We start from the raw sequence: 19,400 nt of genomic DNA, 5'->3' as shown, positions 1-19,400 counted from the left end.
CTCGCTCCCTCGGGAATTCCGGAAAGGCGATCTGCAAGTTGCCGACCGTAGCATGCACAACCGGGACGGACGACGGTATTTCGGACATCGGCCACGCTGTCCGAAGTGGACGCCCCGCTAGCCGTCCAGGTAGCCGACCACCTGCTCGCTCCAGGCCCCGATGGCCGCGGCCTGCTCGGGCGGGAGCCGGTCGAGGACGAGCCGGCGGATGTTGGCGCCGTGCGCCCGGGTGGCCCGCTCCGCGGTGCGACGGCCTTCGTCTGTCAGCTCCACCCCGGTGCGACGACCACTCGCGCCGTCTTCGGTCCGCGCCACCAGGCCGCGGTTCTCCATCCGCGTCAGCAGGTGCGCGACCCGGCTCTTCTCCCAGTCGAGCGCGTCGGCCAGCTCGCCGACCCGCATCGGCCCGCTCAGCGTCATCAGCACGCCGAACTCGGCCTTCGAGATGCCGCAGTCGCGCTGCAGCCCCCGGTCGAGTTCGCGGACGAGCAGCCGCTGGGCGCGCATCCAGGTGTCCCAGAACGCCCAGTCCGCACTGCCCATTTCCGCCATGAAGACAGTTTACGCTAGAGTTGACACGTCAACTCCTGGGGAAAGGACACTCATGAAAACACTCGTGCGCGGCGGCATGGTGGTCAGCATGGATCCGGCGATCGGGCACCTCCCCCGCGGTGACGTGCTGATCGAGGACGGCCGGATCGCCGCGGTCGCGCCGGAGATCGACGCGGCCGGGGCCGAGGTCGTCGACGCGACGGGCAAGATCGTGCTGCCCGGGTTCGTGGACACGCACCGCCACACCTGGCAGACGGCGTTCCGCGGAGTCGGCGCCGACTGGACGTTCGACCAGTACCGCGTCGCGATGCACGGCGTGCTCAAACCGCACTACCGGCCCGAAGACGTGTACCTGGGCAACCTCCTCGGCCGGCTCGAAGCCCTCTCTTCGGGCGTCACGACCATGCTCGACTGGTTCCACTGCGCCGAACGCCCGGAGAACGCCGACGCCGCGATCCAGGCGCTGCGCGAGGCGCCCGGCCACTCGATCTTCTGCTACGGCGCCGCGGGTCCGGACATCGAGCCGGAGGTCCGGCGCGTGCGGGAGGTGCTGCCCGGCGAAGACATGGCACTCGGCCTACGCGGCCCGGTGGTGTCCACAATGGACGAAACGGCCGCGGATGTCGCACTGGCGCGGGAACTCGGGCTCCCGGTGAGCCTGCACGTCCACGGCACCGGCGGGTGGCCGCACGGCGACCGGCCGATCGCCGGGATGGCCGTGCGCGGGCTGCTCGACGACCGCACGACCGTCGTGCACGGCAACGGGCTCTCCGACGACCAGCTCGCGATGCTGGCCGACGCGGGCGGCTCGGTGTCGGTCAGCCCGGACGTCGAGCTGAAGATGGGCTTCGAGCCGCTCATCACCGGCCGGGCGCTGGCCGCCGGGCTGCGTCCGTCGCTGTCGATCGACGACTGCCCCTCCGCCGGCGGCGACATGTTCGGTGCCATGCGCACCGCGGTGGCCGTCGAGCGAGGCCGCCTGACCAGCCGGGACGTCCTCGCGTTCGCCACCGTGGACGGTGCCCGGGCTTGCGGGCGGGGCGCCCGGACGGGGAGCCTCACCGTCGGCAAGGACGCCGATTTCCTCCTGCTCGACGCCGAGGACGTCTCGGTCTTCCCCGTCGGCGACCCGGTCGGCACGATCGTCGCCGCCGGCCATCCGGGCCTGGTGGACAGCGTCTTCGTCGCCGGCAAGCCGGTCAAGCGCGACGGGAAGCTGCTCGGCGTCGACCTGCCGGCATTGCGCGCCCGGCTGCTGGAGTCGCGCGACCGGATCGCCGCGGCGGCCGGCATCGCCTTCGACGGCTCGTGGACGCCCTAGGAAGCCGACGTCACGCGGTAGACGTCGTAGACGCCTTCCACGCCGCGGACCACCTTGAGGACGTGGCCGAGGTGCTTCGGGTCGCCCATCTCGAACGTGAACCGGCTGACCGCGACCCGGTCGCGCGACGTCGTCACCGACGCCGACAGGATGTTGACCTTCTCGTCGGCCAGCACCTTCGTGACGTCCGAAAGCAGCCGGTGGCGGTCGAGCGCCTCGACCTGGATGGCCACCAGGAACACCGACGACGCCGAGGGCGCCCATTCGACCTCGACCAGCCGCTCGGCCTGGGACTGCAGGTCGCCGGCGTTCGTGCAGTCGGTTCGGTGCACCGAGACACCGCCGCCGCGGGTCACGAACCCGAGGATCTCGTCGCCCGGCACCGGGGTGCAGCAGCGGGCCAGCTTCGCCCAGACGTCGCTGGCGCCCTTGACCACCACGCCGACGTCGTTGGAGCCGCGGCGCCGGGTGACGGTCGAGGGCGTCGCGCGCTCGGCGAGCTCCTCTTCCGCCGCGTCGACGCCGCCGATGAGCGCGACCAGCCGCTGGACGACGTGCCTCGCGCTGGTGTGGCCCTCGCCGACCGCCGCGTACAGCGACGAGATGTCGGCGTGGCGCAGCTCGGTGGCGACCGCGCCCATCGACTCCGCGGAGACCAGCCGCTGGATCGGCAGGCCGACCTTGCGGATCTCCTTGGTGATGGCTTCCTTGCCGCCTTCGATCGCCTCGTCGCGGCGTTCCTTGGCGAACCACTGCCGGATCTTCGCGCGCGCCTTCGGCGAGCCGGCGAACTGCAGCCAGTCCCGCGACGGCCCGGCGTTCTCCGCCTTCGAGGTGAAGATCTCGACGACTTCGCCGTTTTCCAGCTTGCGTTCCAGCGCCACCAGGCGGCCGTTGACGCGGGCACCGATGCAGCGGTGCCCGACCTCGGTGTGCACGGCGTAGGCGAAGTCGACCGGCGTCGAGTCCACGGGCAGCGTGATCACGTCGCCCTTCGGCGTGAACACGAAGATCTCGCGGGAGGCCAGCTCGTAGCGCAACGACTCGAGGAAGTCGCCCGGGTCCGCCGCCTCGCGCTGCCAGTCGAGGAGCTGGCGCATCCACGCCATCTCGTCGACGTCCACGGAGTTGCCGTTGTGCGTGCCCTTGGTTTCCTTGTAGCGCCAGTGCGCGGCGATGCCGTACTCGGCGGTGCGGTGCATCTCGTAGGTGCGGATCTGCACCTCGAGGGGCTTGCCGTCCGGGCCGATCACCGTGGTGTGCAGCGACTGGTAGACGCCGAACCGCGGCTGGGCGATGTAGTCCTTGAACCGGCCGGGGACCGGCTGCCACAGCGCGTGCACGACGCCCATGGCGGCGTAGCAGTCGCGGACGTCCTCGACGAGGATCCGGACGCCGACGAGGTCGTGGATGTCGTCCAGGTCGCGGCCGCGGACGATCATCTTCTGGTGGATCGAGTAGTAGTGCTTCGGCCGGCCCTCGACCTTCGCGGTGATCCGCGACGACACGAGGTTGCCGGTCAGGTCGGTGATGACCGACCGCAGGTAGATGTCGCGCGAGGGCGCGCGGTCGGCGACCAGGCGCACTATCTCGTCGTACTTCTTCGGCTGCAGGATGGCGAACGCGAGGTCCTCGAGCTCCCACTTCACCGTGGCCATGCCGAGCCGGTGCGCGAGCGGGGCGAGGACTTCGAGCGTTTCGCGGGCCTTGCGGGCCTGCTTCTCCGGCGGGAGGAAGCGCATGGTACGCATGTTGTGCAGCCGGTCGGCGAGCTTGATGACCAGCACCCGCGGGTCCTTGGCCATCGCGATGACCATCTTGCGGATGGTCTCGGCCTCGGCGGAGGTGCCGAGCTTGACCTTGTCCAGCTTCGTGACGCCGTCGACGAGCTCGGCGACCTTCTCGCCGAAGTCGGCCTTCAGGCTCTCGACGGCGTAGCCGGTGTCCTCGACCGTGTCGTGCAGCAGCGCGGCGACGAGGGTCGTGGTGTCCATGCCCAGCTCGGCGAGGATGGTCGCGACGGCGAGCGGGTGGGTGATGTAGGGATCGCCGGACTTGCGCCGCTGGTTCCGGTGCAGTTCCTCGGCGACGTCGTAGGCGCGCTGCAGCAGCCCGAGGTCGCCGTTGGGGTGGAGCTCGCGGTGGATGACGGCCAGGGGTTCGAGGACCTGCTTGACCGGGGCGGCGCGCTGCGCGGTGATCCGCCGGGCCAGGCGCGCCCGGACCCGCCGGGTCGCGGACGGGTTCGGCGCCGCACCGTTCGGCCGCGGCGGCTGGGCCGCCGCCTGCCCGTTCTGCGGGGCGCCCTCTTTCGCGGGCACCGCGGCGTCGAGCTCCTGGCTCACCCGCACCTCCTGCTGCTCGTGCGGCCTTCGAACCACCAGGGTAGCCGTTGCGCCTCGCGCCCCTCTCGGGTGCGCCCGTTCCGGGGGATGCCAAGCCGCGGACCAGCGGATTCACCCGATCGCCCGGCGCGGCGCGCGTGCCCCGGCCCGTCACTCACGTGATCCGGCCCGTCACTCGCGTGATCGGGGCCGTAACTCGCGAGTTCCGGCTTCGATCACACGACTTACGGCTTCGATCACGTGAGTTCCGTGCTCAATCACGCGGGTGACGGGTTCAGCAGACCTGCAGCGTGTGGACCTTCCGGTTCGCCAGCACGTCCCGGCCCCGCAAAGCCGCCAGTTCCAGGACCACCGACACGCTGTCGACCACGGCTCCCACGTCCTCCAGGAGCTTGCCCGTCGCCGCGACCGTGCCGCCCGTCGCCAGGACGTCGTCGAGGATCGCGATGCGCTGGCCCGGCCGGACCACGCCGGCCGGCAGCTCGACGGTCGCCGTGCCGTACTCCAGCGCGTAGTCCACCCGGCCCGCCACCAGCGGGAGCTTGCCCGGCTTGCGGACCAGCACCACGCCGAGGCCGCGGGCGTACCCGACGGCCGCGGCGAGGAGGAACCCGCGGGCCTCCACGCCGGCGAGCGCCTCGACCCCCGGGTCGAGGGTGCCCGCCAGCGCGTCGGTCACCGCTTTGAACGCGCCCGCGTCCGCGAACAGCGGACTCAGGTCGCGGAACAGCACGCCGGGCTCGGGAAAGTCCGGCACCTCGGCGATCAGGCCGAGGGCGTCGTCCAGCTGCACGTCAGCGCTTCCGCTTGCCCGCGGGCTTGCCGGACGGGCGCTGCTTCTGGATCCGGGCGGGGACGCTGGCCGCGGCCGCGTACGCCTTCTCCTTGCGCAGCTCCGCCGCCAGGGAGTCGTCGTCCGAGGCGTCGAAGTCCTCCGCGCCGACGGCCTTGCGCTCCTGGCTGGCCCGGCGCTGCTGGACCCGCTCGGCCTGCTGCCGGTACTTCGGGTCGCGCATCTTGAAGTCGACCAGCAGCGGCGTCGCCAGCGCGACCGACGACAGCACGCCGACCAGGGTGCCGGTGAGCTGCACCAGCGCCAGGTCCTGCAGCGTGCCCGAGCCGAGCAGGAGGTACCCGACGATCAGCAGGCCCAGGATCGGCAGCAGCGCGATGAACGCCGTGTTGAACGACCGCATCAGGGTCTGGTTCAGCGCGAGGTTCGCGGCTTCGCCGTACGTGCGGCGGGTCAGCCCGAGCAGGCCGCGCGTGTTCTCGCGGACCTTGTCGAACACCACCACCGTGTCGTAGAGCGAGAACCCGAGGATCGTCAGCAGGCCGATGACGGTCGCCGGCGTGACCTCGAAGCCGACCAGCGAGTACACGCCGGCCGTGACCACGATGTCGTGCAGCAGCGAGACCAGCGCGGCCGCGGCCATCCGGAGATCGAAGTAGATCCCCAGGAAGATGACCACCGCGACGAGGAACACCGCGAGCGCGATCAACGCCTTCTGCGAGATCTCGCCGCCCCAGGACGCGCTCACCGCGCTGTCGCTGATCGACTGCACGCTCGGCTGGTTGTTGCTGCCGATCGGGCCCAGGTCCTGGAACAGGCCCTGCTTGACCTTGGCGACGTCGGCCGCGTCGAGGGTGTCGGTGCGGATCTGGATGGTCGACGCCTTGCCCGTGCCGACCTTCTGCGTCTCCGCGGCCGGGCGGCCGAGCGCCTTCTGGAACGACTGCTTCGCCTGGTCTTCGGTGATCACGCCGTGGGTGCCGGTGGCCGGCATCTGGATCTGCGTGCCACCGTCGAACTCGATCCCGATGTTGAAGCCGCGGAACACCATCGAGGCGAGGCACACCAGCACCAGCGCGCCGAAGAAGAAATACCAGCGCTTGCGCTTGCCGACGACGTCGAACGCGCCGGTGCCGACGTAGAGCCGGTGGAAGACGCTTTCCCTCTTGCCCGGCTTCGCCGTCGCCTTGGCGTTGCCCTCGGCGTCCGTGCCCAGTTCTTCGACCCCCACGTCAGGCCTCCTTCACGTTCGCGCGGCCGACCGAAGCCGACTTCTTCCGCTGCGAACCCAGTTGCTGCACGGCGCCGAGGCCCAGGTTCCTCGGATTGGACAGGAACGACGACTTCGACGTGGACACCATGGCCACCAGCGGGTGCGTCACCAGGTACACGACCACGAGGTCGAGGACCGTCGACATGCCGAGGGTGAACGCGAAGCCCTGCACGTCACCGACCGCGATGATGTACAGGATCGCCGCGGCCAGGAAGCTCACGCCGTCCGAAGCCAGGATGGTGCGCCGGGCGCGGACCCAGCCGCGCGGCACCGCGGACCGGAACGTCCGGCCCTCCCGGATCTCGTCTTTCAGCCGTTCGAAGTAGATGACGAACGAGTCCGCCGTGATCCCGATCGCGATGATCAGGCCGGCGATCCCGGCCAGGTCCAGCGTGTAGCCGATCCAGCGGCCGAGCAGTACCAGCACCGCGAACACCAGCGCGCCGGACAGGGCCAGCGACAAGATCGTGAGCACGCCGAGCAGCCGGTAGTAGAACAGGCAGTAGACGAAGACCACCAGCAGGCCGATGCCGCCGGCGAGGAGCCCGGCCTGCAGCGAAGCCAGGCCGAGGGTCGCCGACACCGTGGTCGCGTCCGAAGACGCGAACGACAGCGGCAGCGAGCCGTACTTCAGGATGTCCGAGAGGTCCTTCGCCTCGGCCTGCGTGAACTTGCCGGTGATCTGGGTGTTGCCGTCCAGGATGGCGACCTGGATGTTCGGCGCCGACACGACCTGCGTGTCGAGCACGAACGCGGCCTGCTGGTTGACGTTCTTCGACGTGAAGTCGGCCCAGATCTTGGTGCCCTCGCTCTTGAAGCTGAGGTTCACCACCCACTGGCCGTTCTGCGTGTTGTAGGTCGAGTTCGCGTCCGAGATCTCGGTGCCCGGCAGGAACTCCGGCTCCAGCAGGTACTTGTACGTGTCGTGGTCACCGCAGGCGACCAGCGGCAGCTTCGGGTCGTCGTTGCCCTCGAGCGGGTCCTTGGCGTTGGGCGCGCAGGTCAGCGACGCCATCGCCTGGGTGACGAGCTCCTGGTTCGGCTGGCCGTCCGCGCCGATCAGGTCCTTGTTCTGCCGGACCGCCTTCGAAGCCTGGATCTCCTTCGCCGTGTCGGCGTCCACCGAACCGTCCGACGGAGCGGGGGCCTGGCTCGACGCGGGCGGCGGCGTGGTGCTGCTCGTCGGCGGGGCCGGCGTGGTGCTCTGCTGCTGCGCGGGCGCGGCGCCCGGGGCTCCGCCACCGCCGGTCTTGGTGGCGGTCGGCGCCCCGGAGGTCGCCGCCGGGGCGCTCGAGGAAGCCGGCGCCGAGCTGCTCGGGGCGCCCGAGGTCGGTGTGCCCGTGGCCGGCGGCGGCGTGGTCTGCGGCGGGACGACCGGCTGCGTCGCGTTCGCGACGACCTTCCGGAAGCCCAGCTTCGCGGTCTTGCCCAGGTTCTTCGCCTGGTCGCCCTGCTCGCCGGGGACGGTGATCACGACGTTGTTGCCGTCGAGGAGGACCTCGGTGCCGCCGACGCCGATCCCGTTGACGCGCCGTTCGATGATCTGGCGCGCCTGGTTCAGGGACTCCCGGGTCGGCTGACCGCCGTCGGGGGTGCGGGCGGTGAGCGTGACGCGGGTGCCGCCCTGCAGGTCGATGCCCAGCTTCGGGGTCGGCTTGTGGTTGCCGGTGAGGAACACCAGCGCGTACAGCACGATCACGATCAAGGCGAACAGGGCGAGATAGCGTCCCGGGCGGAGATGCCCGGCTGAAGCTGCCACGATGCTTCGGTCTCCTCGGACGGGGTGGACCCCAAAGTTGCGGTGCCCGCCCGGAGGGTTACCGGGAGGGACTGTGTGCGATTCACTCCCGGGCACGGGTATGACGGCGGACACGCACGCAGCACCGAGACAGTACTCGGTGCTGCGTGAGCCCGGCGTGCGAGGCCACACCGACTTTCGTCGGAGATTTTCGCGGCCCGCCCAGGGTGCCCGCGGGGGCTACTTCTTGCCGTGCTCCAGCGGCGGCGCCACCTGAGCGGTGGTCTGCGGCTCGTCTTCGTTCTTGATGCCGGAGCTCGACTCGATGATCGACTCCTCGGCGGGGGCCTCGACCACCTCGTCGACGGAGTCCTCTTCGGTCTCGACGACCGGCTCGACCTTCTCGCGGACCGCGAGGCGCAGCCAGGTGGTGACGACGCCCGGGGCGATCTCGATGTCGATCGTGTTGTCGCCGGACGTGTCCGCGACGGTGCCATAAAGACCCGAGGTGGTCATCACGCGGTCACCAGGCGCCAGGCTGGTCTGCAAATCCTTCTGCGCGGCCTGCTGCTTCTTCTGCTTTCGCGTGCTCATCACCAGCGGCACCGCGAGGACGAGCACGAGCAGCAGGGGCAGCAATAGCTGTTGCATGTTTCTCCGTTCGACGGACTCCGGGCCCAGCCGAAATGTCCGGTTTTTGGGTATGTGCTCCTGTCGAGTGTGCCAGGTACCAGCGCGGACGCCAGCACCCACCCGCCGGTTCCGGCCGCTCAGTCCTGCTCGAACGGCGAGAGCCGGCCCGGGTCGGGGCGCCCCGGGTGGTCGGCGGGCGGCACCATCCCGAGATGCTCCCAGGCGGCCGCGGTGGCGACCCGGCCACGCGGGGTGCGGGCGAGCATACCGGCGCGCACGAGGTAGGGCTCGCACACCTCTTCCACGGTGGTCGACTCCTCCCCCACGGCCACCGCCAGCGTCGAGATCCCGACCGGGCCGCCGCCGAACGACCTGGTCAGCGCGGTGAGCACGGCCCGGTCGAGCCGGTCGAGACCCAGCTCGTCGACGTCGTAGACGGCCAGCGCGGCCCGGGTGACCTCCAGGGTCGCCTTGCCGTCGGCGCGGACCTCGGCGTAGTCGCGGACGCGCCGCAGCAGCCGGTTCGCGATCCGGGGCGTGCCCCGCGAGCGGCCGGCGATCTCCTGGCAGCCTTCGCGGTCGATCGGGATGTCGAGGATCGTCGCGGCGCGGCGGACGACCAGCTCCAGCTCGGCGTCGGTGTAGAACTCCATCTGGCCGGTGAAGCCGAACCGGTCGCGCAGCGGGCCGGTCAGCGAACCCGAGCGCGTGGTCGCCCCGACCAGCGTGAACGGCGCGATCTCCAGCGGGATGCTGGTGGCGCCGGGGCCCTTGCCGACGACGACGTCGACCCGGAAGTCCTCCATCGCGAGGTAGAGCATCTCCTCGGCGGGCCGGGCGATCCGGTGGATCTCGTCGATGAACAGGACGTCCCCGGGAGCCAGGTTGGACAGCATCGCGGCGAGGTCGCCGGCCCGTTCCAGCGCCGGGCCGGAGGTGATCCGGATGGCCGCGCCCAGCTCGGCGGCGACGATCATCGCCATCGACGTCTTGCCGAGGCCGGGCGGGCCGGACAGCAGCACGTGGTCGGGCGGCACGCCACGGCGGCGCGCGCTCTCCAGCACCAGCTCCAGCTGCTCGCGCACGCGCGGCTGGCCGACGAACTCGTCGAGCTTGCGGGGCCGCAGCGTGCCCTCGACGTCGTTGTCGCCGGTCTGGGCCCACGCCGAGAGGGCGTCGTCCTCGTCCTCGGTCACGGCCTCATAGTCCATCAACCGCCCCTACCGCTTCCGGCCGAGGGTGGCCAGCGAGGCGCGCAGCACGCCGGCCGTCGTGTGACCGTCGCCGTCGGCGAGGACCTTGTCCACGGCCAGCTCGGCCTGCTTGGCCGGGAACCCGAGCCCGGCCAGCGCCTCCACGACCTCGGCCCGCAGCGCGCCGGGCGCGGTAACGGCGGGCACGTCGCCGGAGCCGAGCGCGGTGACCTTGTCGCGCAGCTCGAGGGTGAGCCGTTCGGCGCCCTTGCGGCCGATGCCGGGCACCGAGGTGAGCACGGTGATGTTGCCTTCGACCAGCGCACCCCGCAGCTTGCCGGGGTCGAGCACGGCAAGGGTGGCCAGCGCGAGCCGCGGCCCGATCCCGGACACGGTCTGCAGCAGCCCGAACAGCTCCCGCGCGTCGGCGTCGGCGAAGCCGAACAGCGTCAGCGAGTCCTCCCGCACGACCAGCGCGGTGTGCAGCCGGGCCTCCTCGCCGCGGCGCAGGGTGGCCAGCGTCGCCGGGGTGGCCTGGACGGCGAGGCCGACCCCGCCGACCTCGACCACGACGTGGTCCAGGCCGACCGAAAGGACTTCCCCGCGTACCGACGAGATCATCGTGCTGCTCCAGGCTTCTTCGTCTTGTTCATCGTGACTTGCTTGGCGGCGGTGTTCGTCGACGCTTGCTTCGCCGCAGTGTTCGTCGACGCTTGCTTCGCGGCCGCGGCCAGGCGGGCCTTGTGCGTGCGGGCCATCTCGGCCGCGCGGGCCTCGGCTTCGGCGAGCCGGGCGCGCATCGGCTCCCGCCAGAGGTGGCAGATCGCGAGCGCGAGGGCGTCCGCGGCGTCGGCGGGCTTGGGCGCGACCTCGAGGTTGAGCAAGCGCATCACCATGGCGGTGACCTGCGCCTTGTCCGCCCGGCCCGACCCGCTGACCGCGGCCTTCACCTCGCTCGGCGTGTGGAAGACGACGGGCAGGCCCCGGCGCGCGGCGGCCAGGGCGACCACCCCGCCGGCCTGCGCGGTGCCCATCGCGGTCCGGACGTTGTGCTGGGCGAAGACGCGCTCGACGGCCACGGCTTCGGGCTGGTACTTGTCCATCCACCGCTCGACCTCGTCGGAGATGCCGAGCAGCCGGTGCGCCAGATCGGCGTCGGCCGGTGTCCGCACGACGTCGACGGCGACGCAACGGACGGTCCGGCCCTTGCCGCCGTCGACCACCCCCAGGCCGCACCTGGTCAGACCGGGGTCGACCCCGAGCACCCGCACCCGTTTTCCTTCCCGCCGCGAACACCAGTTCGAGCTAGCAGGCTACTGGGCGCGCCTGCGGCAGGATGGGTGACATGCCGGAGCCGTCGGATTTCGTCACCCACCTGGGCCTGGAGCCGCTGCCCGTCGAAGGCGGGCGGTGGGCGCAGAGCTGGCGCTCCGCCGCCGGGTCCGCGATCTACTACCTGCTCGTCGCGCCGGAGCGTTCCGCGCCGCACCGGCTGGACCGCGTCGAGGTCTACGCCCACCACGCGGGCGCGCCCGCCGCGATGCTGCTGCTGCACCCGGACAGCTCGGTCGAGCGGGCCGTGCTCGGCACCGACGTCGCCGCCGGGGAGCGGCCGCAGGTCGTCGTGCCCGCCGGGACCTGGCAGGCCACGCTCACGCGCGGTCCGTGGAGTCTGCTGGGCACGGTCGTCGTGCCGCCGTACACCGACGACTGCGTGGAGTTCGCGGCCGCTTCGGAACTGGCGGCCGCTTATCCGGAAGCGGCCGCCGACCTGCGGGAGTTCTAGGGACCGTCGACGCCGGGGGTCCAGCTTTCCGGGTCACCGCTCGCGGTGAGCACGAGCTGCCACCGGGCGAAGCCCTCGGGCGCGTCCGGGTGCCACGGGAACTTGCCCTCCGGCGTCGCGACGATCAGCTGCAGCGCCGGGAAGTCGCCGTCCGGGTAGATGAGGAAGGCGGTGCCGAAGTACTCGGGGTAGTGCCCCTTGTCGACCCGCTCGAGGACCACCGGGACGCCTTCGAAGAAGTCGTCGTAGCGCTTGCCGACCTCGAAGATCTCGCCGTTGGCCGCGCGGTCGACGTACGCGTCGAGCAGGACCTGGCCCATCTGGTCGGGCAGCCCGACCACGACGGCTTCGGGCACGTGGTGCAGCGCCCACGCGCAGGCGGTGAAGCAGTAGCCGGCACCTTCGTCGTCCCCGGCGACCGTGATGACCGCGTTGCCGCGCTCCTTCGCCTGCCCCTCGATCCATTCGATCAGGCGCTGTTGTTCCTCGGTCAGTTCGGCGGCGAGGTCGGCGGAGGCGGCGGGGGTCGTCGAGGTCACGGCGCACATTCTGCCTGAAGCGTCCCCGAGAGCCCAGTGCCCGGGCCGGAAAGTTTCCGGCCCGGGCACGAAGGCGTTGCGGTGCAGAGGAAAACTCAGTCGACCTCGGCCAGCACCTCGTCCGACACGTCGAAGTTCGCGTAGACGTTCTGCACGTCGTCGCAGTCTTCGAGGGCGTCGATCAGCCTGAAGACCTTCTTCGCGCCTTCCACGTCCAGGGGGACGCTGACCGACGGGAGGAACGTCAGCTCCGCCGACTCGTACTCGAAGCCGGCTTCCTGCAGCGCCTTGCGCACCGGCACCAGGTCGCCGCCCTCCGAGACGATCTCGAAGGTCTCGTCGAGGTCGTTGACCTCTTCGGCGCCCGCGTCGAGGACCGCCATGAGGACGTCGTCCTCCGTGGCGTCGCCCTTCGGCATGATCACGACACCCTTGCGGGTGAACATGTACGCGACCGACCCCGGGTCGGCGAGGGAGCCGTTGTTGCGCGTGAGCGCGGTGCGGACCTCCATCGCGGCGCGGTTCTTGTTGTCGGTGAGGCACTCGATCAGCACGGCCACGCCGTTGGGGCCGTAGCCCTCGTACGTGATGTTCTGCCAGTCGGCGCCGCCGGCCTCTTCACCACCGCCGCGCTTGCGGGCGCGCTCGATGTTGTCCTGCGGGACCGAGTTCTTCTTGGCCTTCTGGATGGCGTCGTAGAGCGTCGGGTTGCCATCCGGGTCGCCACCACCGGTGCCCGTGCGGGCGGCCACCTCGATGTTCTTGATCAACCGCGCGAAGAGCTTGCCGCGCTTCGCGTCGAGGTTGGCCTTCTTGTGCTTCGTGGTGGCCCACTTGGAGTGGCCGCTCATCTCTCCTCCATCTGTTCCGTACCCCGGCCGGGCACCGCGTCTCAGGAAGCCTTCCGCACGAGGTCGACGAACAGCCGGTGCACCCGCACGTCGGGCGTCAGCTCCGGGTGGAACGCGGTCGCCAGCACCGCCCCCTGCCGGACCGCGACGATCCTAGCGGTGTCGTCCGCCACGCCGGGCACGCCGCCGACCGTGGCCAGCACCTCGACGCCGTCACCGGCCTTCTCGACCCACGGGGCCCGGATGAAGACCGTGTGTACCGGCCCGCCAGCCACCTCGGCGAAGTCGAGGTCGGCCTCGAAGGAGTCGACCTGCCTGCCGAAGGCGTTGCGCCGGACGACGACGTCGAGCCCGCCGAGCTGCTGCTGGTCGGGCCGCCCGTCGAGGGTCTGCCGCGCGAGCAGGATCATCCCGGCGCACGAGCCGAAGGCGGGCAGGCCACCGGCGATCCGCGCGCGCAGCGGTTCGAGCAGCTCGAAGGTTTCGAGCAGCCGCGACATGGTGGTCGACTCGCCACCGGGCAGCACCAGACCGTCCACTTCGGACAATTCGGCGGCCCGCCGCACCGGCATCGCCCGCGCGCCGGCTTCTTCCAGCATCGCGACGTGCTCCCGCACGGCACCCTGCATGGCGAGCACACCGATGACCGGCTCCGACGACACCCAACCTCCCGAAAGACCTTCCCACCAGCCTAGACGCACTCCCCCGCCGGCTCCCCGGCAGGTCAGCCCCGGTCCCGGCGAGCGACCGGGTTCCCACGACGGGAGGGAGTCGTCCGCCGTTGCCCGACGGCGCCGGGGCCGACACCGCTCCCTCCCGCGGCAAACGTCGCCGGCCGGATCCGCGCCCGCCCTCGATCGGGCCGCGGGGCGAGCGCCCCAAGGTGGCCTTGGTTGCGTCTGACGCACCCAAGGGGCCCTTCGGTGCGTTGAACGCACCGAAGGCCACATTGGGGCGCTGGCGACCGGCCAACAGCGCGAGCCGCAGCCGGACCAGCGCGCACGCCAGACCACGTCACCCCGGGTCCCGCCGCCCGCTGCTGACACCCCGCCCTTCACCGACGCGGGGCCGAGCCGCCGCCAATGACTCATTCGCGGCGCCGGATGTCCCGAATGAGTCATTCGCGACCTCCGGCCCGGCGCCGCCACTCTCAGCGAGCCGGTCGCTCAGGGCACCCCGGCCAGCCTCAGCAGTGCCGTCGTCGCCGCGGCGGCCAGCACCACCAGCACGAACGGCGCCTTCCGCCACGCCAGTACCCCCGCCACCAGCACCCCTGCCGGCCGCGCGAAGCCCGCGAACCCGTGCCCCTCCGTCAACGTGCTCACCGCCACCAGCGCCGCCAGCAGCACCACCGCCGCCAGCGCCATCAGCCGCTCCGCCCGCGGAGACAGCTTCACCCGGCTGCGCAGCACCGGCCCGGCGAACCGGAACGCGAACGTCCCCAACGCCAGCACCACCGTGCCGACCAGCAGCTCCACCCCGTCCATCAGCGCGCCTCCTTCAGCTCGGGTTCCTTCGCCACGACACCCACCACGACGCCGGCCAGCGCCAGCAGCACCGGGAGCCCAGCGGGCAGGAACGGTGTCGCGGCCAGCGCGACCAGCACCCCCACCAGCACCGGCAGCCGGGCCGCGCGGTCGCGCAACGACGGGAGCACCAGGGCCAGCAGCACCGCCGGGTACGCCGCGTCCAGGCCGAACACGTCGGTGTCCTTGATGACCGATCCGGCGAACGCGCCCGCGACCACGCCGATGTTCCAGCAGGTGAACAGGCCGATCCCGCACGCCCAGTACGCCGCGCGGCGGCGGTGCGCCTCGCGCTGGGCCAGCGCGAACGCCACCGACTCGTCGATCATCAGGTGGCTGCCCGCCAGCCGGGCGGGCCACCGCTTGCCCAGGACGTCGCCGATCGCGAAGCCGAACGGCAGGTGCCGCGCGTTGGCCAGCAGCCCGGCCAGCACCGCGGCGAACGGGTTGCCGCCCGCGGCCACGATCCCGATGAACATGAACTGCGACGCGCCGGCGAAGACCAGCAGCGACATCAGCATCGGCAGCCAGAACGGGAAGCCGGAGCTGACCGCGATCGCCCCGTAGGACACTCCCACGAGACAATCGGCCAGGCAGACCAGGCCGATGTCGCGGGCGAGGTCCCGATCGAGTGTTCGCCATATCGAACGCATGTGTTCTATAGTGAACACGAGGGCCCGTGTTCGTCAAGGCGAACAGAACGACCGATGGAGCGAACAGCAATGTCGCAGGAAACGACGGGCGCGCCGCTGGAGATCATCGCGGCGTCCCTGCGCCGGGAACGCACGCGCGCGGGCTTGTCCCTGACCGAGGTCGCGCGGCGCGCCGGCCTGGCCAAGTCGACGCTCTCCCAGCTCGAGTCCGGTACCGGCAACCCCAGCGTCGAGACGCTGTGGGCGCTCGGCGTCGCCCTCGACGTGCCCTTCTCCCGGCTGGTCGAGCCGGAGCGGCCCAAGGTCCGCGTCATCCGCGCCGGCAAGGGCCCGACGGTCTTCGCCGAGCACGCCGACTACGCGTGCACGCTGCTGTCGGCCTGTCCCCCGTCCGCGCGACGGGACATGTACCTCATCCGGGCGGAACCGGGCACTCCGCGCCGAAGCGACCCGCACATGACCGGCGTGATGGAGCACATCGTGCTGTGCGCGGGACGCGCCCGGGTGGGCGTGCTGGAGGCGCCGGAAGAACTGAACCCCGGCGACTACATCTCCTACCCGGGCGACGTCCCGCACATCTTCGAAGCCCTCGAGCCGGGTACTTACGGCGTCGAGATCTCCGAATACATCTAGATCGTCACCAGCCGCGCTCGGCGAGGCGGTGCGGCTCCGGCAGCTCCTCGACGTTGATGCCGACCATGGCTTCGCCCAGGCCGCGCGACACCTTCGCGAGGACGTCCGGGTCGTCGTAGAACGTCGTCGCCTTGACGATCGCCGCGGCGCGCTGGGCCGGGTTGCCCGACTTGAAGATGCCGGAGCCGACGAACACGCCCTCGGCGCCGAGCTGCATCATCATCGCCGCGTCGGCCGGGGTGGCAATGCCGCCCGCGGTGAACAGCACCACTGGCAGCTTCCCGGCCTGCGCGACCTCGCGAACCAGCTCGTACGGCGCCTGCAGCTCCTTGGCCGCGACGAACAGCTCGTCCTCGGGCAGCGAGGTCAGCTTCCGGATCTCGCCGCGGATCTGCCGCATGTGGGTGGTGGCGTTGGAGACGTCACCGGTGCCGGCCTCGCCCTTGGAGCGGATCATCGCCGCGCCCTCGGTGATCCGGCGCAGGGCCTCGCCGAGGTTGGTCGCGCCGCAGACGAAGGGGACGGTGAACGCCCACTTGTCGATGTGGTTGGCGTAGTCGGCCGGGGTGAGCACCTCGGACTCGTCCACGTAGTCGACTCCGAGGGACTGCAGCACCTGCGCCTCGACGAAGTGGCCGATGCGGGCCTTCGCCATCACCGGGATCGAGACGGTCTCGATGATGCCGTCGATCAGGTCGGGGTCGCTCATCCGCGCGACGCCGCCCTGGGCGCGGATGTCGGCGGGCACGCGCTCCAGCGCCATCACCGCGACCGCGCCGGCGTCTTCGGCGATCTTGGCCTGCTCGGCGGTGACCACGTCCATGATCACGCCGCCCTTGAGCATCTCGGCCATGCCGCGCTTCACCTTGGCGGTGCCGGTGACGGACTGGACGGTGCCACTGGAGGTGGTCTGCTGCTCGGACACGACGGGGCCTTTCCACAAGAAGAACAGGGGGTGACGAGTCCGAGCGTAGGTCGGCGGTGGACCCTTCAGGCAGGCCAGTACGCGGCTATCTCAGGAGTCCACTTCCGGCACGCCCGCGACCAGGACTTCCGCGGCCCGGGTACGTGCGTAGAGCACGTGACGTCCGGCACGATGCCCGCTGACCAGGCCTGCTGCCTTCAGGACGCCGAGGTGCTGCGACACGGCCCCGGCGCTGAGCCGGGTCCGGCGGGCGAGCTCGGCGGTGGACGCCGGCGCGGTCAGCTCGGTCAGCAGCATGGCCCGCCCGCGGCCGACCACGGCGGCCAGCGCGCCGGGCGCGACGGCGCTCCCGGTCTCCCAGAGCGTGGCGATCCCGCGCGGTGGATAGCGCAGCACGGGCTGCCACCGCGGGTCGGTCTTGGAGAACACCCGCGGCCAGACGAACGCCGAGGGCACCAGCACCAGGCCGCGCCCGTCGAGCGGCACGGCCGCGTGCAGGTGGCGGTGCGCGACCGTGAGCGTGCCGCCCTGCCAGCGGACCAGCGGGGTGAGGTCGTTGAACAGCTCGGCGGCCCCGCCCTGGGCCAGCAGCCGCGACCGGTGCAGCACGTCGGCCTCGAGCAGCGCGCGGATCCGGGGCCAGTCGGGGGCGAGCACCAGGTCCCAGTACTCCGCCATCAACGCCGCGAGCCGGTCGAGACCGGCCTCGGGGTCGCGGTGGAAGCGGTTCAGCGCGGGCGTGCGCGGCCCGGCCATCGCGTCCAGCTCGCGCCGGACGAGGCGGCCGGGCACGTCGCGCAGGTCGGCGAGCTCGTCGGCGAGCTCGGGCAGCGGCGTCGACGGTGTGCCGGCCAGGAACCCGGGCAGGTGCCGCAGCGGCACGAGATCGCGCAGCAGCCCGATGTCGAGGCCGGCCGCCGCCAGCGCCGCGGTGGCCCGCTTGACCCACGGCAGGTGCAGGGCGTGCTCCCCCGGCTGGTTCAGGACGCGGACGCTCGCCACGATTTCCCACGCCGGGGAGAACGCGAACCGGGTGTGCGCCAGGTCCTCTGTGGAGAATGCCAGGTCGAGCACGCGCTGCCTCTCTAGCCCCGAAGTTCGGCGCAGTCTACGTCTCTCCCAAGTGGACAGTCGACCGAGGCTCCGAAAGTCCTTGCGGGAAGGCGAAAATTCCTCGCGGGTCATACTTCCGGGCGACAGCGCGCAACCGCGGCAGGTTCACGCCGTAGTAGGCCTCGGCCCAGTCCGGCATCTCCGGATCCAGGTAGTTGACGTAGCCGGTGGTGCCGAACTCCGGCCCGAGCCCGTCGCGCACGGCGGCGAGCGAGCGCCGCGCAGCGGCCTCGCCGCCCTCTTCGGGCGCGGCGCCGTGCAGGAACTGGAGGCTGGCCAGGGCCGTCCGGTAGGGGAACGCGGTCTCGCGGGCGCCGACGCGCGCGATGGCGCCCCCGCCCGCGTCGACGATCGTGCGGACGCCCGGGTCCCGGGTGAGCACGCCGAGCACCGCGCCCGGGTCGGCGAGCGGCCGGGTCAGCATCCGCGACGTGCCGATGTAGGTCCCCCGGTCGGCGGCCGCCGACGGCCGCGACTCCTGGTCGTCGAACGACCGCATGGCCTTCAGGTGGTCCTGGACGTTCTCGTTCCAGACGGTCGGCGCGGTGCCGACGCGGCGGACGAGGTCTTCGAGCAGCGCGTGCATCCGGGCCCCGGGCCCGAGGAACGTCCCGCCGAGCGAAGCCTCGTTCCAGGCCAGCCCCATCCCCGACCACAGCTCGTCCGGCGCCGCCGGCTGCCACTCCTGCCAGGCGGCGAGGAGGGCGGCCCCGGCGGCCGGCGGGAACTCGAGGTCGAAGGTGGCGACGTCCGCGATCGGCACCGTCCGGAAGGTGAAGCCCGTGACGATCCCGAAGTTCCCGCCACCCCCGCCGCGCAGCGCCCAGAAGAGGTCCGGCTCCACGGTGGCCGACACCGTCCGGACGCGGCCGTCGGCCGTCACGATCCGCGCCGCCTCCAGGTGATCGCACGTCAGTCCGTACTTCCGGTCGAGCACGCCGACCCCGCCACCGAGGGCCAGCCCGGCGATGCCGACGGTGCCGCAGCTGCCCGCCGGCAGCACCCGGCCGGCCGCGGCGAGCGTCTCCGCGATCGGGGCCAGCCGGGCGCCGGCGCCGATCACCGCACTCTGTTGTTCCGCGCGGACCTCGATGCCCGAAAACCGGCTCAGGTCCACGACGATCCCACCGTCCACAGTGGAGTAGCCGGGATAGCTGTGCCCACCACTGCGGGCGGCGACCGGCAGCCCGTGCCGCGCGGCGAAGGCAACGGCCGCCTGGACGTCCTCGACGCGCGCGGCGCCGACCACGGCCGCCGGCATCCGGTCGTCGTACATCGTGAAGAAGCCCTGCTTGACCGCCGGGTAGCCGGGGTCGCCCGGCCGGAACAGCGGCCCGGAAAGCCGCCGGCGCAGCCGCTCCCAGTCGTCCCGCGGCGGCCACCCGGCCAAGCCCGCCACCGGCACCGCTCCGGACACCCGCAAGAAAGTCCGCCTGTCCATCCACTCCCCCTGCCCCGTGGTCCCCCCGGGCATTCGGCTGGTCCCGGGAGCCCTGCCTTGCCGTGACCAGGGTAGCGGGTGTGTG

20 protein-coding genes are annotated in these 19,400 nt (G+C 71.6%); 3 read left to right on the top strand and 17 right to left on the bottom strand.

What is annotated here, in order from left to right; all coding sequences use genetic code 11:
* Window positions 1-117 precede the first annotated feature (117 nt).
* Window positions 118-552: a MarR family winged helix-turn-helix transcriptional regulator gene (locus tag AB0N03_RS29790; RefSeq protein ID WP_364378215.1), complete on the bottom strand. Its 435-nt coding sequence runs from the start codon at window positions 550-552 to the stop codon at window positions 118-120.
* Window positions 553-604: 52 nt separating this feature from the next.
* Here AB0N03_RS29790 and AB0N03_RS29785 point away from each other — a divergent pair, with 52 nt between their 5' ends.
* Window positions 605-1,873: an amidohydrolase family protein gene (locus tag AB0N03_RS29785; RefSeq protein WP_364378213.1), complete on the top strand. Its 1,269-nt coding sequence runs from the start codon at window positions 605-607 to the stop codon at window positions 1,871-1,873.
* Here the strand turns inward: AB0N03_RS29785 and AB0N03_RS29780 are convergent.
* The 8 genes from AB0N03_RS29780 to ruvC form a co-directional block, all read right to left on the bottom strand.
* Window positions 1,870-4,218 (bottom strand): bifunctional (p)ppGpp synthetase/guanosine-3',5'-bis(diphosphate) 3'-pyrophosphohydrolase, encoded by a 2,349-nt coding sequence (locus AB0N03_RS29780; protein WP_364378211.1) that lies wholly within the window; start codon window positions 4,216-4,218, stop codon window positions 1,870-1,872. The genes AB0N03_RS29785 and AB0N03_RS29780 overlap by 4 nt on opposite strands.
* 274 nt (window positions 4,219-4,492) lie before the next feature.
* Window positions 4,493-5,011: an adenine phosphoribosyltransferase gene (locus AB0N03_RS29775; RefSeq protein WP_364378209.1), complete on the bottom strand. Its 519-nt coding sequence runs from the start codon at window positions 5,009-5,011 to the stop codon at window positions 4,493-4,495.
* A 1-nt stretch (window position 5,012) separates the two neighbouring features.
* A complete protein-coding gene (gene secF / locus AB0N03_RS29770; protein ID WP_364378207.1) occupies window positions 5,013-6,242 on the bottom strand; it encodes a protein translocase subunit SecF in 1,230 nt (409 codons plus the stop codon).
* A 1-nt stretch (window position 6,243) separates the two neighbouring features.
* Window positions 6,244-8,043: a protein translocase subunit SecD gene (gene secD / locus AB0N03_RS29765; RefSeq protein ID WP_364378205.1), complete on the bottom strand. Its 1,800-nt coding sequence runs from the start codon at window positions 8,041-8,043 to the stop codon at window positions 6,244-6,246.
* Between the two features lie 219 nt (window positions 8,044-8,262).
* Window positions 8,263-8,673 (bottom strand): preprotein translocase subunit YajC, encoded by a 411-nt coding sequence (gene yajC, locus AB0N03_RS29760; protein WP_364378203.1) that lies wholly within the window; start codon window positions 8,671-8,673, stop codon window positions 8,263-8,265.
* A 119-nt stretch (window positions 8,674-8,792) separates the two neighbouring features.
* Window positions 8,793-9,866: a Holliday junction branch migration DNA helicase RuvB gene (gene ruvB, locus AB0N03_RS29755; RefSeq protein WP_364378201.1), complete on the bottom strand. Its 1,074-nt coding sequence runs from the start codon at window positions 9,864-9,866 to the stop codon at window positions 8,793-8,795.
* Window positions 9,867-9,875: 9 nt separating this feature from the next.
* Window positions 9,876-10,469, bottom strand: coding sequence for a Holliday junction branch migration protein RuvA (gene ruvA, locus AB0N03_RS29750; protein ID WP_364378200.1), 594 nt, complete (start codon window positions 10,467-10,469; stop codon window positions 9,876-9,878).
* Entirely contained in the window at window positions 10,466-11,119 is a 654-nt protein-coding gene (ruvC, locus tag AB0N03_RS29745) for a crossover junction endodeoxyribonuclease RuvC (protein ID WP_364378198.1), read from the bottom strand. The genes ruvA and ruvC overlap by 4 nt, the downstream gene beginning before the upstream one ends.
* Before the next feature lie 74 nt (window positions 11,120-11,193).
* Between ruvC and AB0N03_RS29740 the strand changes: the two genes are divergently transcribed.
* Window positions 11,194-11,634: a cupin domain-containing protein gene (locus AB0N03_RS29740; protein WP_364378196.1), complete on the top strand. Its 441-nt coding sequence runs from the start codon at window positions 11,194-11,196 to the stop codon at window positions 11,632-11,634.
* Here AB0N03_RS29740 and AB0N03_RS29735 read toward each other — a convergent pair.
* The 5 genes from AB0N03_RS29735 to AB0N03_RS29715 all read right to left on the bottom strand — a co-directional run bounded on the left by AB0N03_RS29735 (window position 11,631) and on the right by AB0N03_RS29715 (window position 15,203).
* Window positions 11,631-12,182, bottom strand: a complete 552-nt coding sequence (locus AB0N03_RS29735) for a DUF4262 domain-containing protein (RefSeq protein WP_364378194.1) — start codon at window positions 12,180-12,182, stop codon at window positions 11,631-11,633. The genes AB0N03_RS29740 and AB0N03_RS29735 overlap by 4 nt on opposite strands.
* A gap of 86 nt (window positions 12,183-12,268) precedes the next feature.
* Window positions 12,269-13,024: a YebC/PmpR family DNA-binding transcriptional regulator gene (locus AB0N03_RS29730; protein WP_364378192.1), complete on the bottom strand. Its 756-nt coding sequence runs from the start codon at window positions 13,022-13,024 to the stop codon at window positions 12,269-12,271.
* A 41-nt stretch (window positions 13,025-13,065) separates the two neighbouring features.
* The gene (gene pdxT, locus AB0N03_RS29725) at window positions 13,066-13,686 is read right to left on the bottom strand and encodes a pyridoxal 5'-phosphate synthase glutaminase subunit PdxT (protein WP_364378190.1); all 621 of its coding nucleotides are present in this window, start codon (window positions 13,684-13,686) and stop codon (window positions 13,066-13,068) included.
* A gap of 504 nt (window positions 13,687-14,190) precedes the next feature.
* The gene (locus tag AB0N03_RS29720; protein WP_364378188.1) at window positions 14,191-14,511 is read right to left on the bottom strand and encodes an AzlD domain-containing protein; all 321 of its coding nucleotides are present in this window, start codon (window positions 14,509-14,511) and stop codon (window positions 14,191-14,193) included.
* Complete coding sequence (locus AB0N03_RS29715; RefSeq protein WP_364378186.1) at window positions 14,511-15,203, bottom strand: AzlC family ABC transporter permease; 693 nt, start codon at window positions 15,201-15,203, stop codon at window positions 14,511-14,513. The genes AB0N03_RS29720 and AB0N03_RS29715 overlap by 1 nt, the downstream gene beginning before the upstream one ends.
* A 69-nt stretch (window positions 15,204-15,272) precedes the next feature.
* Between AB0N03_RS29715 and AB0N03_RS29710 the strand changes: the two genes are divergently transcribed.
* Window positions 15,273-15,836, top strand: a complete 564-nt coding sequence (locus AB0N03_RS29710; protein WP_155549608.1) for an XRE family transcriptional regulator — start codon at window positions 15,273-15,275, stop codon at window positions 15,834-15,836.
* 4 nt (window positions 15,837-15,840) lie between these two features.
* Here AB0N03_RS29710 and pdxS read toward each other — a convergent pair whose 3' ends face one another.
* The 3 genes from pdxS to AB0N03_RS29695 all read right to left on the bottom strand — a co-directional run bounded on the left by pdxS (window position 15,841) and on the right by AB0N03_RS29695 (window position 19,315).
* Window positions 15,841-16,761: a pyridoxal 5'-phosphate synthase lyase subunit PdxS gene (gene pdxS, locus AB0N03_RS29705; RefSeq protein WP_360678275.1), complete on the bottom strand. Its 921-nt coding sequence runs from the start codon at window positions 16,759-16,761 to the stop codon at window positions 15,841-15,843.
* Between the two features lie 90 nt (window positions 16,762-16,851).
* On the bottom strand, window positions 16,852-17,835 hold the full coding sequence (locus tag AB0N03_RS29700; RefSeq protein ID WP_364378183.1) for a DUF5937 family protein: 984 nt from the start codon (window positions 17,833-17,835) through the stop codon (window positions 16,852-16,854).
* A 34-nt stretch (window positions 17,836-17,869) separates the two neighbouring features.
* Complete coding sequence (locus AB0N03_RS29695; protein ID WP_364378181.1) at window positions 17,870-19,315, bottom strand: FAD-binding oxidoreductase; 1,446 nt, start codon at window positions 19,313-19,315, stop codon at window positions 17,870-17,872.
* Between the last annotated feature and the right edge of the window lie 85 nt (window positions 19,316-19,400).

The sequence above is a fragment of the Amycolatopsis sp. NPDC051061 genome, assembly GCF_040682935.1.
In the GTDB taxonomy this organism is placed as follows: domain Bacteria; phylum Actinomycetota; class Actinomycetes; order Mycobacteriales; family Pseudonocardiaceae; genus Amycolatopsis.
The sequence above is the reverse complement of the archived record's forward strand: the minus strand, read 5'-3'. Positions and strand labels throughout refer to the sequence as shown.

Coding starts and splice junctions, on each gene's coding strand:
- AB0N03_RS29785 (WP_364378213.1), top strand. CDS start 605: ATGAAAACACTCGTGCGCGGCGGCATGGTGGTCAGCATGGATCCGGCG.
- yajC (WP_364378203.1), bottom strand. CDS start 8,673: ATGCAACAGCTATTGCTGCCCCTGCTGCTCGTGCTCGTCCTCGCGGTG.
- AB0N03_RS29695 (WP_364378181.1), bottom strand. CDS start 19,315: ATGGACAGGCGGACTTTCTTGCGGGTGTCCGGAGCGGTGCCGGTGGCG.
- AB0N03_RS29720 (WP_364378188.1), bottom strand. CDS start 14,511: ATGGACGGGGTGGAGCTGCTGGTCGGCACGGTGGTGCTGGCGTTGGGG.
- AB0N03_RS29715 (WP_364378186.1), bottom strand. CDS start 15,203: ATGCGTTCGATATGGCGAACACTCGATCGGGACCTCGCCCGCGACATC.
- ruvA (WP_364378200.1), bottom strand. CDS start 10,469: ATGATCTCGTCGGTACGCGGGGAAGTCCTTTCGGTCGGCCTGGACCAC.
- AB0N03_RS29710 (WP_155549608.1), top strand. CDS start 15,273: ATGTCGCAGGAAACGACGGGCGCGCCGCTGGAGATCATCGCGGCGTCC.
- AB0N03_RS29790 (WP_364378215.1), bottom strand. CDS start 552: ATGGCGGAAATGGGCAGTGCGGACTGGGCGTTCTGGGACACCTGGATG.
- AB0N03_RS29740 (WP_364378196.1), top strand. CDS start 11,194: ATGCCGGAGCCGTCGGATTTCGTCACCCACCTGGGCCTGGAGCCGCTG.
- AB0N03_RS29730 (WP_364378192.1), bottom strand. CDS start 13,024: ATGAGCGGCCACTCCAAGTGGGCCACCACGAAGCACAAGAAGGCCAAC.
- ruvB (WP_364378201.1), bottom strand. CDS start 9,866: ATGGACTATGAGGCCGTGACCGAGGACGAGGACGACGCCCTCTCGGCG.
- AB0N03_RS29735 (WP_364378194.1), bottom strand. CDS start 12,182: ATGTGCGCCGTGACCTCGACGACCCCCGCCGCCTCCGCCGACCTCGCC.